General features: G+C 33.6%; 9 protein-coding genes. 7 read left to right on the top strand and 2 right to left on the bottom strand.

Annotated elements, in window-relative coordinates:
* Positions 1-143 precede the first annotated feature (143 nt).
* The 4 genes from SHI72_RS12585 to SHI72_RS12570 all read left to right on the top strand — a co-directional run bounded on the left by SHI72_RS12585 (position 144) and on the right by SHI72_RS12570 (position 8,282).
* Positions 144-2,150 carry an MGH1-like glycoside hydrolase domain-containing protein gene (locus SHI72_RS12585; RefSeq protein ID WP_039117074.1) on the top strand — a complete coding sequence of 669 codons (2,007 nt, stop codon included), beginning with the start codon at positions 144-146 and terminating at the stop codon, positions 2,148-2,150.
* Between the two features lie 548 nt (positions 2,151-2,698).
* Positions 2,699-4,834, top strand: coding sequence for a beta-galactosidase (locus SHI72_RS12580; protein WP_039117061.1), 2,136 nt, complete (start codon positions 2,699-2,701; stop codon positions 4,832-4,834).
* Positions 4,835-5,025: 191 nt separating this feature from the next.
* Positions 5,026-7,329 (top strand): aminotransferase class III-fold pyridoxal phosphate-dependent enzyme, encoded by a 2,304-nt coding sequence (locus SHI72_RS12575; protein WP_039117062.1) that lies wholly within the window; start codon positions 5,026-5,028, stop codon positions 7,327-7,329.
* A gap of 209 nt (positions 7,330-7,538) precedes the next feature.
* Positions 7,539-8,282 carry an AAA family ATPase gene (locus SHI72_RS12570; RefSeq protein ID WP_039117063.1) on the top strand — a complete coding sequence of 248 codons (744 nt, stop codon included), beginning with the start codon at positions 7,539-7,541 and terminating at the stop codon, positions 8,280-8,282.
* A 55-nt stretch (positions 8,283-8,337) separates the two neighbouring features.
* Here SHI72_RS12570 and mfd read toward each other — a convergent pair whose 3' ends face one another.
* Together mfd and SHI72_RS12560 are read right to left on the bottom strand one after the other, a co-directional pair.
* Positions 8,338-11,703 (bottom strand): transcription-repair coupling factor, encoded by a 3,366-nt coding sequence (gene mfd / locus SHI72_RS12565; protein ID WP_039113621.1) that lies wholly within the window; start codon positions 11,701-11,703, stop codon positions 8,338-8,340.
* Positions 11,696-12,301 carry a hypothetical protein gene (locus SHI72_RS12560; protein WP_039113845.1) on the bottom strand — a complete coding sequence of 202 codons (606 nt, stop codon included), beginning with the start codon at positions 12,299-12,301 and terminating at the stop codon, positions 11,696-11,698. The genes mfd and SHI72_RS12560 overlap by 8 nt, the downstream gene beginning before the upstream one ends.
* 513 nt (positions 12,302-12,814) lie before the next feature.
* Here SHI72_RS12560 and SHI72_RS12555 point away from each other — a divergent pair.
* The 3 genes from SHI72_RS12555 (at position 12,815) to SHI72_RS12545 (ending at position 16,452) form a co-directional block, all read left to right on the top strand.
* Positions 12,815-13,762, top strand: coding sequence for an L-threonine 3-dehydrogenase (locus SHI72_RS12555; protein ID WP_039113620.1), 948 nt, complete (start codon positions 12,815-12,817; stop codon positions 13,760-13,762).
* A gap of 219 nt (positions 13,763-13,981) precedes the next feature.
* Positions 13,982-15,190, top strand: coding sequence for a DUF418 domain-containing protein (locus SHI72_RS12550; protein ID WP_323490156.1), 1,209 nt, complete (start codon positions 13,982-13,984; stop codon positions 15,188-15,190).
* Between the two features lie 50 nt (positions 15,191-15,240).
* Positions 15,241-16,452, top strand: coding sequence for a DUF418 domain-containing protein (locus SHI72_RS12545; protein WP_323490155.1), 1,212 nt, complete (start codon positions 15,241-15,243; stop codon positions 16,450-16,452).
* Positions 16,453-16,535: the final 83 nt, after the last annotated feature.

Raw genomic sequence — 16,535 nt, 5'->3', positions numbered from 1 at the left:
TCATTTTAATTTTTAAAAGAATAGCCCTATATTTCTTGGGCTATTCTTTTTATCTACTGATTTCGTATTTCTCTATTAATCACTACTTAAAAAAAAGAAATATATCTCAAAACCAAAAAAAATTCAATAAAAAACGAAATAACATGGGCAAAAGGCAAACACTTTTTATTCTTTCATTCTTTTTTATATTACAATCCAGTTGGGCACAAAAAGACTTTCCGATTTTAGAATCTTCAAAAAACAGCATAAACTACAAAGGAAACCCAGCAAATGCAACCGATAGAGAATCATTAGTTTTCTCGGATAAAGGCGCTTGGTTCGGATTCGGATTTCTAGAACCTTCTGAAGTTCAAGGTGGTTTTTCTGGTCCATTTTTAATGACAGAACAAAACGGAGTTTGGTTAAGTCCCTCATTTGTTTCCTTACAACTTAATGACGAGAACAAACAAGAAGCTATAAACTGGAAAAAGGCTTTAGTAAGTCAAAACAGCTACAATAGCCACCTCGAACAACAATTTAAAAACGAGAAATTAGAGATAAAACAACAACTTATTTTTTTATCAGGACATTCGGCATTACAAAAAACAAGTATTACTAATAAATCTGGAAAAGCAATAACCCTTTATCCATCTTATGGTTCTACTCTTTTTATAGATGATTTACAGTTATCTAAAGAAGGGAAAACATTAAAAATCGTTTCCACGAAAAGTACTTCTGTAGGTTACATTCAGTTTTTTAATACAACACCACAAATTGAAATCACAAAACAAGGTTATAAAACTCAAACTGAAAAACTAACATTAAAACCAAATGAAACTAAAGAAATAGTTGTTTCTCAATCCTTTATTTTCCCACAATACTCATGGAAAAATGAAAATGAAGTTATAGCAAAAACAACATTCAATACCCTACTTAAAAACACACAAAAAGAAAAAGAAACTCAATTGGCACAATTAATTGCCAAGAAAAAAGCGATTTACAAAGACAATACTTATTCTGATTTAGTAGCTAAACTGGTACTTACATTACAAAACAATACCCGAATTGCTGCCGAAGGTTTAAAACACGGTGGACTTTTCCCGAGTTACAATTATGAGTGGTTTCATGGCTTTTGGGCATGGGATAGTTGGAAACATGCAGTTGCAGTTGCCAATTATGATTCTGAACTAGCAAAAGACCAAATGCGTGCTCTATTTGATTATCAGGAACCAAACGGATTTATTCCGGATTGTATTTACAGAAATAATCTAATAGAAGAAAACAATTACCGTAACACAAAATCTCCACTTGCAGCATGGGCAATCTGGAAAATTTATGAAAAAACTAAAGATGCATATTTTATAAAAGAGTTTTATCCAAAATTAAAATCATATCACAATTGGTGGTACAAAGAACGTGACCATGACCAAGACGGAATATGCGAGTTTGGTTCTACAGATGGTACATTGGTTGCCGCTAAATGGGAAAGCGGAATGGACAATGCCGTTCGTTTTGATGATAGTAAAATCCTAAAAAACGGAGATAAAGCCTATTCATTAGACCAAGAAAGTGTTGACTTGAATTCGTTTTTATATGCCGAAAAGAACTATTTAAACAAAATGGCACAAGTTTTAAAATTGAATGAAGAAGCTAAAAAATGGCAAGAAGAAAGTGTGGTTTTAAAAGCTAAAATCCAAACTCAATTTTGGGACCCAGCAACAGGTTGGTATTACGATACAACAATCGACGGTAAAACATTGATAAAAGCAATGGGATGCGAAGGATATTTGCCTATTTGGGCTGAGGTTGCTACTGCTGAACAAACCAAAGCGATGAAAGAAAACATGATGGATCCAACTATTTTCAACACTTTTGTTCCTTTACCAACATTGGCAGCAAACCACCCAAAATTTAAACCAGAACGCGGATATTGGAGAGGACCTATTTGGCTTGACCAAAGTTATTTTGGAATAAATGGATTGGAAAAGTATGGTTACACAACCGAAGCAAACCAATTAGCACATAAACTCATTCATAACGCAGAAGGAGTTCTGGACAAAGGCACATCTATAAGAGAAAATTACCAACCGCTTACAGGAAAAGGAATGGAAGCTTTTAACTTTAGCTGGTCGGCATCACATTATTTAATGCTTCTTTTAGAAGATAAATAATTAAACAACTGATTGTAATTATTTTTAACACATAGATTTTGCACTCTCATAAATTGCCTCCTGCTTTAGCTCAATGTCATTAAGTTAAGCTCTTTTGATCTAATAATGATTAATTCTTTTCGCGCAAAGACGCAAAAGCTCAAAGGTTTTAGGTGTACACTTGGCGGTTTTGCGACTTTGCGAGAGATTTATTCGGTATAGTATTGCAGCTGTTTTTCTTAACTTAATGACATTGTGCTTTAGCTGGAGGTTAAAGATTGATGATATGTGTTGTGGCTTTAGCCAAAATAATGAAGCTTTCGGCTAAAGCCAATCTGTATTTTCATCCTATTTACTCCAGCTAAAGCAGGAGTCAATTCAAGACATTGAAAACGAATTAGAGGATTGAAATCTGAATAATAAAAGTATAAAATCTGCCCAATCAGCTAAATCTGCGTGAAAAAAATTTAAAACCATGATTCTACATGTTTGATTAAAGTTTTATAAATTACGCACAATGAGTTAAGAATAACTATCTAAATTTGATTAACACAACAATATTACAAAGTATGTTCAACCAAAATATATCACTAAAAAAAATAGTATTAGCAGGATTACTTATCGCAAATTGTAATTCGAATCCCGTTTTTTCTCAAAGCAAAAAAACCACTTCTACGGAGAACAAAGACGCACAACGTTTTTTTTCAAAACCCGATTTAATGCAAATTGGTGTTTACTATTATCCTGAACAATGGCCAAAAGAACAATGGGAACGTGATTTAAAAAACATAAAAAAACTAGGATTTGAGTTTACGCATTTTGCCGAATTTGCCTGGACGTATATGGAACCCGAAGAAGGTAAATATGATTTTAAATGGCTTGATGATGCACTTGCCATAGCCGAAAAAAATGGATTAAAAGTGATACTTTGTACTCCAACTCCAACTCCACCAGCCTGGATGGGAGACAAATATCCTGAAATTTATTTAGTAGATGCAAGCGGACGTCGCAGAGAACACGGTAATAGAGCTAATGTATCTATAACAAATGAAAAATACCGAGAATTTACAGATCAAATAGTTGCCGAACTTGGAAAAAGATACGGTAAGAACAAAAATATTATGGGTTGGCAAATCGACAATGAACCTTTAGGTACTGCCGATTTCAGTCCTTCTGCTCGCAAAGCATTTCAAATTTGGCTTAAAGCCAAATACGGAACTATCGAAAAACTGAATACAGAATGGGTTGGGAATTTTTGGAGTACGCGTTATAATAACTTTGAACAAATAGTTTTACCTAATGCCGAAATTTATTTTGAAGATAAGCTAAGTCCTCATGCCATTTTAGATTTTAAAAGATTTACCTCGGATGCACAGGGTGAATATTTAAATAGACAAGCCGAAATACTTAGAAAGTATGTTGATCCAAAACAATGGATAACAACCAACTTTACCAATGTAATTTATGATGCCGATCCTAGAAGTGCTAACAAAATGGATTTCATTACGTATACTATGTATCCTGTAAGTGGACAGAATCCTTTAGGAGGAGATAGTTTTAGAATGGGGCATCCTAACAAAATCTCTGAAGCAAACGATTATTACAGATCTATAAGCGGTGTTACCGGTATTATGGAATTACAACCTGGACAAGTAAACTGGGCTGGAATTAACCCGCAATTACAACCAGGAACAGTTCATATGTGGATATCTCAAGCTTTTGGTGGTGGTTGCTCATTTACTTGTACGTATAGATACAGACACCCGCTAGGAAGTAGTGAAATGTACCATGACGGAATCGTAGGAACCGATGGTGTAACACTTACAACAGGCGGAAAAGAATTTGTACAATCTATCGAAGACATGAAATTACTTCGCAAAGAGTACAATCCTAAAGCGGTAATTCCACAGGAAATTGCAAAAAGAAAAACAGGTTTTTTATGGAGTCATGAAAACCTTTGGGATTTAGAAAACCAAAAACAAACTGAATTCTGGAGTACCTGGAGACATAGAAACATATATACAACTGCAGTAAAATCGACTGGTGCACCAATGGATTTTATTACAGAAGACGAAGATTTCTCTGCTTATCCGTTTATCGTTGCTCCTGCTTATCAACTTATAGATCAGAAATTGGTCGATAAATGGACAAAATATGTTGAAAACGGAGGAAACTTAATCCTTTCTTGCCGTACAGGTCAAAAGGATAGAAACGGACATTTCTTTGAAGCTAATTGGAGTGCGCCAATCGTACCATTAATTGGTGCCGATGTAGATTTTTTTGATATGCTTGTTGCTAATGTAAACGGAACAATAAGCTCAGGAAACAATACCCATAAATGGAATACTTGGGCAGATGTCTTAAACCCAAAACAAGGAACGGAAGTATTAGCAACTTATGCCGATCAATTTTACAAAGGCAAAGCAGCTGCTATTACAAGAAAATTAGGCAAAGGGACTGTTACTTATATCGGTGCAGAAAGTAAAGACGGAACTTTAGAAAGACAAGTTGTACGTACTATTTACGAACGTGCAAAAGTAGCCATCGAAGATTTACCAAAAGGAGTATTTGTAGAATGGAGGGATGGTTTTTACGTAGGTGTAAACTATACAAACGAACCTATAAACTTACCAATACCTCAAGGAAGTAAAATTCTTGTGGGACAAAACCCTTTACAACCAGCTCAAGCCATTATTTGGAAATAAAAAAAACAGCCACAACCCGAGCCTGAAAGAGCGAACTGGCGAAGCAATTAGCACAAATATAAGAATGCTTTTATTTAAAAAATTAGCGATAATTTGTGAAATTTGTGGTGAAAAACTTTTCACTACATGATCAAAAAAATACCTTGTAGGAAAACGAGAAAACAGACAAAACAACTTAATAAACAATACCAATGATTTTTTCAGAAACAGACATTCAGCAATTAACGATAGAACATTATGGATTATCCGCTACCGTAAAAGCGTTAGACGGTTATGATGAATTGAATTTTATCTTAACCGATGAGAAAAATCAAAAGTATATATTAAAGCTTTCTGATGAAAATCAGCCGTATCCTTTTCTGGATGCGCAGGTTAAAATCATTCAGCATTTAAGCAAAAGCCCTTTAGCAGACAATTTTCAGCAGTTTTCTATCAATAAAAACGGAGAAGCTTTAACCCAAATAATCAGAGATAACAAAACGTATTACATACGAATTCTTAGTTTTCTTGAAGGCACTTTTTGGTACGAGGAACAAAAAAAATCAAGTACTGCTCTTTATAATTTAGGTGCATTTATGGGGAATATGGATAAAGCATTACAAGACTTTTCTCACCCTGCAATGCATCGCCATTATACGTGGGACATTAGCAGAGCGGGTGATGCCAATGAAAAACTGAAGTACATTACTAATCACGAACGTAGACGAATTGCTGGGTATTTCCTTTTGCAGTTTGATACCGAAGTGCTTCCGCAAATACACACATTACGACACGCATACATTCATAATGATGCCAATGATTGTAATGTAATGGCGCAAGGAGAAAAAACTACTGGTTTGATAGATTTTGGTGATATGGTTTATTCCGCTTTAATCAATAATCTTGCAATAGCTTGTACGTATGCAATCCTTGAAAGTGATGACCCATTAACAGCTGCTTCATTCATCGCAAAAGGATATCATGAAGCATATTCGCTTACAACACAAGAACTAGATTTACTATATTATTTAATCGCTGGAAGGCTATGTATTAGCGTAACACAGTCGGCTTATAACGCATCGCTAAATAGCGATAATGCCCATCATTTCATAACAGAGAAGCCAGCTTGGGAGTTATTATACAAACTCATCAAAATAAATCCTATAAAAGCTCAGGACACTTTTAGAAAAGCTTGCGGATTTGATGGCGTGATAAATAATTCCGACTATTCTGATTTACTACAAGCTCGTCAAAAAAATGTAGGTAGAAATCTAAGCATTGGTTACAACCAAAAACTAAAAATCGTAAAAGGGGCATTACAATACTTATATGATGATAAAGGAAGAACCTTTGTCGATTGTGTAAACAACCCATCACACGTTGGACATTGTCATCCTGTAGTGGTAAAGAAGATGCAAAAACAAATTGCAACTTTAAACACTAATACAAGATATCTTAACGATACTATATTAGAATATGCTGAAAAACTTACTGCAACATTACCATCGTCATTAAGCGTTTGTTATTTCGTAAACTCTGGTAGTGAGGCAAATGACCTTGCTATAAGAATGAGCCGCCATTTTACAAAGCAAAAAGACATTATCGTATTAGATCATGCTTATCACGGAACCTCAACCGTAGCTATGGAAATGAGTCCTTATAAATTTGACAGTAAAGGAGGTTTTGGAAAAATGCCATGGATTCACAAAGCAATTAATCCCGATTTATATCGAGGCCCTTATAAATATGGCGATGCAAAAGCAGGTGAAAAATATGCTGCTGATGTACAACGAATAATTGAAGATTTAAAAAAAGAAGACAAAGCACCAGCAGTATTTATCTGCGAAACCTTATTGGGAGTTGGAGGTCAGATTCCGTTACCAGAAAACTATCTAAAAACTGTCTATGACTATGTAAGAGCTTCGGGTGGAGTTTGTATTGCCGATGAAGTTCAGGTAGGATTTGGAAGAGTTGGCGATAAATTCTGGGGTTTCGAATTACAAGATGTCGTTCCGGATATTGTTGTACTAGGAAAACCTATAGGAAACGGTCATCCGCTTGCAGCAGTAATCGTAACAAACGAAATTGCCGATGCTTTTAATAACGGAATGGAATACTTCAACACTTTTGGAGGTAATCCTGTATCAATGTCAGCTGGACTAGCTGTTCTGGAAGTAATTCAGGACGAAGAAATGCAACAACACGCCCTAGAAGTAGGTAATTATCTAATGGACTTACTAAAAGGATTAATGGATAAATTCCCAATCATCAGTGATGTTCGTGGACATGGTTTATTCATTGGTGCCGAAATGGTAAAAGACAGAACAACCATGGAACCCGCAATTCCAGAAATTGACATTATTGTCGAAAAAATGAAAGAAAAAGGATACTTACTAAGTACTGACGGACCCTTGCACAATGTTTTAAAAATAAAACCACCAATGCCATTCAACAAACAAAATGCAGATGAAATGGTACAATACCTTGAAGAGATATTAAAAGAAGTTCATGTTTAAATAAATTAATTGTCAAATAGTTAATTACAATAATCGGATATAGTTTCTATCCCGATGAATTAATAAGGGCGTATGAAAATTTCATAGGCCCTTATTTTTTTTCAGGAAACTCATCCGTTTTTATGCTCTAATAAATTTTAAGAAGCTCATCAGCTAAAATGTTTTATTTTTGAACCCTCTTGATCTATTCAATTAAAACCAACTTGTAAGTGATAACAAATAAACCTTATTTAAAAGAAATCTCACTCAAAAGAGAATCAATTACAAGTTATGAGGAATATCCCTTTACGATACCATCTATAAAAGGATTGGATAAAATTGAATTTCACTCTGATGTTACTTTTATCGTAGGAGAAAATGGCTCAGGAAAATCTACGCTAATAGAAGCAATTGCTTTAAGTATGGGATTAAGTCAAGAAGGAGGAAGTAAACATGCTTGTTTTAGTACCCATCAGAATACATCTGGCCTTTTTAATTATTTGAAAATTGCAAAAAGTCATAGTCTCCCAGAAGATTATTACTTTCTTCGTGCTGAAAGTTTTTATAATCTGGCAACTTATATGGAGGAAACAGACAACCTTCAGGGAACGGGTCATTCCTTGCATGAATGTTCTCATGGGGAATCTTTCATGAAAATCATTACTGAACGATTAGGCGGAAATGGTCTTTATGTTTTTGATGAGCCCGAAGCTGCTTTATCTCCCATGAGGCAACTTACACTGTTTGCGGCAATAGATGAACACGTAAAAAATAATTCGCAATTTATAATTGCAACGCATTCTCCTATTCTTCTGGCATATCCGAATGCAATAATATATCAATTGGATGAAAACGGAATAAGACAAGTCGATTATGAGGAAACGGAACATTATTTAATCACCAAAGGTTTCTTAAATAATTATAAGAATATGACCGAAATCCTGTTGAATAATAAAAAACAAGATTTACTATAGTGGTTTTTAATACAGAACTAACAGGTTTTAAAAACCTATTAGTTCTGATCCAATATTACTCCCCCAACATTTCCATCAACTCCAAAGCTCTTTTGGTAGATTTTACATTCTCGAAAGTCAATAAAAGACGTAAACCATTTGGAGTTTCTTTTTCTTTCATTTTGCAAATATTACTATGTGTTTGCACAAAATTTATCACTTTATGAAAACGTTTCGATTGGTAATAATCAGACTGTTGATCAGAAACAAAATAACCAATCATTTTACCTTTTTTCATTACCAGTTTCTCAATTCCTATTTTAGTCGCAATCCATTTAATACGGATACTATTCATCAACGCATTGGCACGCGGAGGCATTGGTCCGAAACGGTCAATTAATTTGTTTTGGAAGAGAACCAGTTCTTCTTCATTTTTCACAGAACCCAACTCGTTGTACAAACTTAAACGCTCTGTGACATTATTAATATATTCATCAGAAAACAATAACTCAAAATCGGTATCGATTTGCAAGTCTTTTACGTATTCCTTCGTTTCAATATCATTCTCTGCTGGATATAAATCTTTGAATTCGTTTTCTTTTAATTCTTCGATAGCTTCATTCATGATTTTCTGGTAAGTATCAAACCCGATTTCATTAATGAAACCGCTTTGTTCACCACCTAATAAATCTCCTGCGCCACGAATTTCAAGATCTTTCATCGCGATATTAAAACCACTTCCTAACTCGCTAAATTGTTCTAAAGCCTGGATTCGTTTACGAGCATCTTCGGTCATGGATGAATATGGCGGACAGATGAAATAACAGAATGCTTTCTTGTTACTTCGCCCTACTCGACCACGCATTTGATGTAAATCCGACAATCCGAAGTTATTAGCATTATTGATAAAAATAGTATTGGCATTTGGTACATCAAGTCCACTCTCGATAATTGTTGTAGCTACCAGAACATCAAAATCTCCGTTCATGAACGCTAGCATTAATTCTTCCAGCTTAGCGCCTTCCATTTGTCCGTGTCCGATTCCTACTCTGGCATTTGGAACTAAACGCTGAATCATTCCGGCAACTTCTTTTATATTTTCGATTCGGTTATTAATAAAGAAAACCTGTCCGTTACGCTGAATTTCATACGAAATCGCATCACGAATCAATTCTTCATTAAACCCAACTACATTAGTCTCGATTGGGTAACGATTAGGCGGTGGTGTTGTAATTACAGATAAATCTCGCGCTGCCATTAAGGAGAATTGTAATGTTCTCGGAATTGGCGTTGCTGTTAATGTCAACGTATCCACATTAGCAGCAATTGTCTTCAATTTATCTTTTACGTTTACTCCAAACTTTTGTTCTTCGTCGACAATTAGCAATCCTAAATCTTTAAAGACTACATTTTTATTTACTAATTGGTGTGTTCCAATTACGATATCTAGTTTTCCTTCGGCTAAATCTTTAAGCGTTTGCGCTTTTTGTTTTGCGGTTCTAAAACGGTTTAAATACCCAACAGAAACAGGCATTTCTTTTAATCGTTCCGAAAAAGTACGGTAATGTTGGTAGGCAAGAATTGTGGTTGGTACTAAAACTGCAACTTGCTTGCTATTATCTACCGCTTTAAAAGCGGCACGAATTGCAACTTCTGTTTTTCCGAATCCTACATCACCACAAACCAAACGATCCATTGGTCGGTCGCTTTCCATATCGGCTTTTACTTCCTGAGTTGATTTAGTTTGATCTGGTGTATCTTCGTAAATAAAGGAACTTTCTAATTCGTTTTGTAAGTAACTATCTGGCGCAAATTGGAATCCTTTTTCCAACCTTCTTTTAGCATACAACTGAATAAGATTGAAGGCAATATGTTTAACTCGTGCTTTGGTTTTTTGTTTTAAAATCTTCCAAGCATTCGATCCTAACTTATAAATTTTGGGTGGCGTTCCGTCTTTTCCGTTGTATTTAGAAATTTTATGAAGCGAGTGAATACTCACATACACAATATCATTATCAGCATAAACCAACTTAATGGCTTCTTGCGTTTTTCCTTCTACCTGAATTTTTTGTAAACCACCAAATCGCCCGATTCCGTGATCGATATGCGTTACATAATCCCCAACCGATAATGTGGTTAATTCTTTAAGCGTGATATTCTGTTTTTTAGAATAGCCGTTTTTAATATTGAATTTATGGTAACGCTCAAAAATCTGATGATCGGTATAACACGTAATCTGATTTTCGTCATCGATAAAACCTTGATACAATGGTAAAACTATCGTATGATATTGCTTGCGAATATTCTCAGAATTGGCTTCGTCCAAGGTTTCAAAAATATCATGAAAACGTTTTGCCTGCGCATCATTTGAACAGAACAAATAATTCTTGTATCCGTTAAAATGATTATCACTTAAATTATTAAGCAATAAATCAAACTGTTTATTAAATGAGGGTTGTGGCTGAATATGGAAATCGTATTTCTTGATTGTTTTAAAAATTGGTTTACTGGCCAATTCTACAATCGAAAAATCTAGTGCTTTTTTTATAAATGACTTTTGGTTTAGGAATAACTGATCTGGCGTTGCGCGCTTAATTTCTTGCGATAATTTCTCGTAAGCTTCTTCGGCTCTTGCAAATTGTTTGTCTAACTGACTCAGAAATCCATCTGTATCTTGAATAAAAAGAACTGTTTTTTCAGAAATATAATCTAAGAAACTTTCTCTATTTTCCTGAAACACTTTGTTCTCGACATTTGGTATTATCGTGATTTTTTTATGTGTTTCTATAGATAATTGTGTTCCAACATCAAAGCTTCGAATACTATCGACTTCGTTTCCAAAAAACTCAATTCGATATGGATTATCATTTGAAAAAGAAAACACATCGACAATTCCTCCTCGAACAGAAAACTCTCCAGGCTCGGTAATAAAATCTACTCTTTTGAATTCATATTCGAATAAAACTTCATTAATAAAATCAATTGAAATTTTATCGCCAACTGATACTTTCAACGTATTCTTATCCAACTCTTTTCGAGTCACTACTTTTTCAAATAATGCTTCGGGATAAGTTACAATTACAGCAGGTTTTTTACGCGAATTAATTCGGTTTAATACTTCCGCACGAAGCAAAACATTGGCATTATCAGTGTCTTCTATCTGATACGGTCTTCGGTAAGATCCGGGATAAAACAATACATCTTGCTCCCCGATCATTTGTTCTAAATCGTTCAGATAATACGCTGCTTCTTCTTTATTATCCAAAATAACAAGAAAAGGCAATTCGACTTTCTTAAACAAAGAACGAATTACAAATGAAACCGACGATCCTAACAATCCGTTAAGATGCAATTTCACTTCATTGTTTTCTATTAACTGATTGGCAATTTGCTGTGTTTTGGGCAAATTATCGTACGTAGTATATAAAGCACTTTTACTCAACTCTAGGAATATTTGGGGTCACTTTTTCATTAGGAATTGCTCTTGCAGTATCCTTTATCATTTTCATTAATTCTGTCTCACCATCTTCGACAGGAATCTTACTCTTTACAAGAATCTTATCCATTTGTCTTTGTAAAGCCATTAGTTCATTATTTATTTCTCTGATTAAAATACTGACCTTTTCGTCGGGAATTCTATCCAAATGAATATATAAATCCATCATTTTTATTTTCGTAATTATGATAGCGATTCTAGTTTTAACTTGAGGTACATTAAGTTGGGCAGGAATATTATTATTTAAAGCCTCAGCACTTTTAGTAATTTCAGTAGATTTTTTTTGAAATGCTCCAATGGTTTTTTGAGGCGTTCCTTTTAATACTTTTAAAAACAGGTGCCATTCATTCCATTGGTTTTCAATTTGTTCAGAAGCCTCATTAATAGAACTATCGTAAAAAACCCAACTATTTCTAATATTATTAAAAATCAATTCTTTCTTTTTGGCTTCCTTTTTATTTTCGGCAAGTCGCTTTTCGTCGTTATTCTGACATGAATTTAAAAGAAAAACAAAAAGCAGGAAAAGAGATATTCTATATTTCATCGGTTCAAACATTAAGCTACAAAGTTACAAAGTAATTTTACAATTACGAATTCTGTTTTTTGCTAAAGATTCTATAAATCATGGTTGATTTTTTGGCCCACAGATTTAGCGGATTAAACAGATTGACACAGATTTTTTCTAGTTTTTAAACCATCATTTTGAAAAATTTAACCGCAAAAGCACGCAAAGATTTTTATTTTGTGTTAAGGTTAGAAAACACAAAGTTCGCAATCCCGAAGCTTCGGGATGTATTGATCTAGCTTTGCGAACTTTGTGTTTTTATAAAAATGCTTAATTAAAAAACTTTGCGTGCTTTTGCGGTAAAAATAATCTACATATAAACTTAGTGCAGGATAAAAATCTTTGCGTGCTTTGCGGTAAAGATAATTAAACACCTCAACGGAGAATAATCCAAAAATCAATCTTCATCCTTATTAAATTTATAATTTGTTATTCCGAAAAGTAAAATTATTTGCGAAAACGTTATATTTGCGTTACTAAAAACAACACATAATGAATCCAAAAATATTAATCATTGGTGCTTGCGGTCAAATCGGAACGGAGCTTACCCAAAAACTACGCAAATTATACGGAACAGAAAATGTAATTGCATCTGACATTCGTAAATTAAATACTGACGTTGTTAATTCTGGTCCTTTTGAAGTAGTAAATGCCTTAGATTTCAATCAAATCGAGCACCTTGTAGAGGTTCATAAAATAACTGATATTTATTTAATGGCTGCTTTATTATCGGCTACTGCCGAAAAGAATCCAGCTTTTGCCTGGGATTTAAACATGAACTCTTTGTTTCACGTTTTAAACTTAGCCAAAGCAAATAAAATAAAAAAGATTTTCTGGCCATCTAGTATTGCTGTTTTTGGACCAACAACTCCAAAAGAAAACACTCCACAATATACTGTCATGGAACCATCGACTGTATACGGAATCAGTAAACAAGCTGGTGAAAGATGGTGCGAATACTACCATAACATATATGGTGTCGACGTAAGAAGTATCCGTTACCCTGGTTTAATTAGCTGGTCTACACCTCCAGGTGGTGGAACTACAGATTATGCTGTTGATATTTTTTATAAAGCTATTGCCGATAAAAAATACGAATGTTTCTTATCATCTGAAACTAAAATGCCAATGATGTATATGGATGATGCTATAGAAGCAACTATAAATATCATGAAAGCCCCTGCTGAAAAGATCAAAATTCACTCCTCTTACAATTTAGCTGCAATGAGTTTTACTCCTACTGAAATTGCAGCAGAAATTAAAAAACATATTCCTGAATTTACGATTTCATACAATCCAGACTTCCGTCAAAAAATTGCTGATAGCTGGCCTGCTAGCATCGACGATAGTTCAGCTAGAGAAGATTGGGATTGGAATCATACTTTCGACCTTGAGTCAATGACTAAAGATATGCTGGAGCATTTAGGTAACAAAAAATAAACATCGCCTTTATACGATAAAAGTCCATTTTTAAAAGGAATTCCTTTTAAAAATGGACTTTTCTTTTTTTACCAAACAGATCCTTTCCTTTTAATTACAAACATTATTTGTCATTTAAAATTTGATTGCTTTATATTTTTCTTATTTTTGATTTAGCTATGAATAACTCAATAATTCATATAAAATCATCAATCAAATCACAATAAAAACGTTAATCAAATGACAAATTCTTATCATCCTGTCGAACAAAGCAAAAGAACTGCTATTGTCGACATTCTTCGGGGCTGGGCCATATTAGGCGTTGCAATTGGCAATTATTCCGGTTTACCACACATTAATCTACCACAAGAAACTAAGAATAGTATGTTATCTGAAATACTATCTAATTTTGATCAGTTTTTTTTCTCTGGAAAATCCTGGACTTTATTAACAATCTTGTTTGGTTATGGCTTTGCAATTTTAATTAATAATGTCGCTGCGAAAGGCAAAAATCCAGTTACTTTTTTTAGCTGGCGAATGATATTGCTTTTTGGTTTGGCTTTTATTAATTGTATTTTTTGGTTTGGCGACATCTTAAAAGATTATGCTTTTCTAGGACTTGTATTATTGTTTTTTTACAAATGTTCTGCAAAGACATTAAGTATAATCTGTACAGTTCTTATTCTTATCATTCCTTTTTTAATGGCCTATATCAAAGGTTTTAACTTCGAAAGAATAGATATCATCTCCAATCCTGAATATTTAAAATTATACCATTCCGGAAACTGGCTGGACTTTTTTAAGTTTAATCTATTGGCTTCTTATTACCAACAAATCGTTTCTCCTGGTTATGCCATTATAGCACATATTGTAATGCTGGCTTGTATGCTTTTTGGGGTTCTGCTTCAAAAATTAGATTTTTTTAATCGTTTAAACGAAAAGAAAAAACTTTTAAAATATGTACTTATAATCAGTCTGATTATTGCCGTTATAATTGGTATTGTTTTTTTCTTTGCTATTGAAAACAAAGCTGGCTTCCTCAAATTCTTCCACCCCTATTACTGGCTTATTTTAAGTACAATGGTTTTTATTGCAACGGGAATATGCTTACTATATGAAAATGGTAAACTAAAAACGATCTTCAAATATTTTAGTGCTGGCGGAAAAATGACTTTGACAAATTATATATCTCAAAATATACTCGTTGCCTTTATTTTCTCCGGAATTGGTTTAAATATTGAGAATTCCTTTCCGTATTGGTTTTACTTTTTACTAGCTGTTTCTGTTTTTATAATTCAATTATTTATTAGCAAATGGTGGCTTTCTAAATACAATTATGGACCAATTGAGTGGCTATGGAGATGTGCAAGTTATAGAGAATTATTTCCGTTTAAAAAACAAAAACAGAACACCTTTATTTCTGAAACTAATGCAGAAGCAGCAGAATAATCATCTCAATAAAAAAACCATTTATAAAAACTACAAATTCAGTTAATTATATGACAAATTCATTTCAACCAGTTCAGGAAAACAAAAGAACTGCCATCGTAGATATTTTAAGAGGATGGGCATTATTAGGGGTTGTAATAGGTAACTATGTCGATTATCGTTATGTAGGATTAGAAAGCGCTGTTCTTAAAAAAGGCCCTTTTTCTGAAGTAATCGCTGCAATTAATCAATATTTTTTTGCTGCCAAATCATGGACTTTACTAAGCGTTTTGTTTGGTTATGGTTTTGCAGTACTTATTAATAATGTGGCAAGTAAAGGCAAAAATCCAGTTTTATTTTTTTGCTGGAGAATGGTTATTCTTTTTATACTTGCTTTTATTAACTCTGCATTTTGGTTTGGCGACATCTTAAAAGATTATGCCTTTTTGGGTCTATTCCTTTTATTGTTTTACAAAAGTTCTAAAAAAACAATACTTATAACCTGCGCAATACTCTTTTTGACTATTCCGTTTCTTACGGCCTATATCAATTCAATTAAACAGAATTTACCCGATGTACAATCGAATGCTGGTTATTTAAAACTATTTTACTCGGGCAATTGGCTTGATCTCTTCCAGTTTAATTTGCTAGGTACTTATTATAGCGAAATGATTAATCTCGTATATGCCGTTACGGTACATGTAGTAATGTTTGCTTGTATGCTTTTAGGTTTTTATGCTCAAAAAATTAACTTCTTTAATCGTTTACCTGAATTCAAAAAATTATTAAAAAGAACCATTATAACAACTTTTATTATTGCGCTAGTATTCGGTTTTCTTTTAATAACGGCAATAAATTATAAAGTACCTTTCCTTAAATATTTCCATCCAATATTCTGGTTAATAATAAATACGATGCTATTTATTGCATCGGGAATATGCTTGCTTTACACAAATGGTAAACTAAAAACAGTTTTTAGCTATTTTAACGTGAGTGGGAAAATGACATTGACCAATTATATGGTTCAAAACATTCTGGCTACCTTTATTTTTTCGGGTATTGGCTTAAAAATCTACAATACATTACCTTATTGGTTTTACTTTTTTCTTGCGGTAGCATTATTCATAGTTCAGCTTTTTATAAGCAAATGGTGGCTTTCTAGGTATAACTATGGTCCTGTCGAATGGTTATGGAGAGTCGCGAGTTACAGGCAATTATTTCCATTTAAAAAACAAAAACAGAACATTGTTATTTCTGAAACTAATACGGAAGTAGTAAAATAATCATTTTTTAAGAAAACCATTTTTTAAATAAAAAGCCCTTAAAGAACAATATGTCTTTAAGGGCTTTTTTATTGAATAAGAGC

Source organism: Flavobacterium sp. PL02, from assembly GCF_035013205.1.
Lineage (GTDB): Bacteria > Bacteroidota > Bacteroidia > Flavobacteriales > Flavobacteriaceae > Flavobacterium.
The sequence above is the reverse complement of the archived record's forward strand: the minus strand, read 5'-3'. Positions and strand labels throughout refer to the sequence as shown.

Excerpts from the sequence above, each read along its gene's own strand:
- SHI72_RS12585 (WP_039117074.1), top strand. The coding sequence starts at position 144 with ATGGGCAAAAGGCAAACACTTTTTATTCTTTCATTCTTTTTTATATTA.
- SHI72_RS12580 (WP_039117061.1), top strand. The coding sequence starts at position 2,699 with ATGTTCAACCAAAATATATCACTAAAAAAAATAGTATTAGCAGGATTA.
- SHI72_RS12575 (WP_039117062.1), top strand. The coding sequence starts at position 5,026 with ATGATTTTTTCAGAAACAGACATTCAGCAATTAACGATAGAACATTAT.
- SHI72_RS12560 (WP_039113845.1), bottom strand. The coding sequence starts at position 12,301 with ATGAAATATAGAATATCTCTTTTCCTGCTTTTTGTTTTTCTTTTAAAT.
- SHI72_RS12555 (WP_039113620.1), top strand. The coding sequence starts at position 12,815 with ATGAATCCAAAAATATTAATCATTGGTGCTTGCGGTCAAATCGGAACG.
- SHI72_RS12550 (WP_323490156.1), top strand. The coding sequence starts at position 13,982 with ATGACAAATTCTTATCATCCTGTCGAACAAAGCAAAAGAACTGCTATT.
- SHI72_RS12545 (WP_323490155.1), top strand. The coding sequence starts at position 15,241 with ATGACAAATTCATTTCAACCAGTTCAGGAAAACAAAAGAACTGCCATC.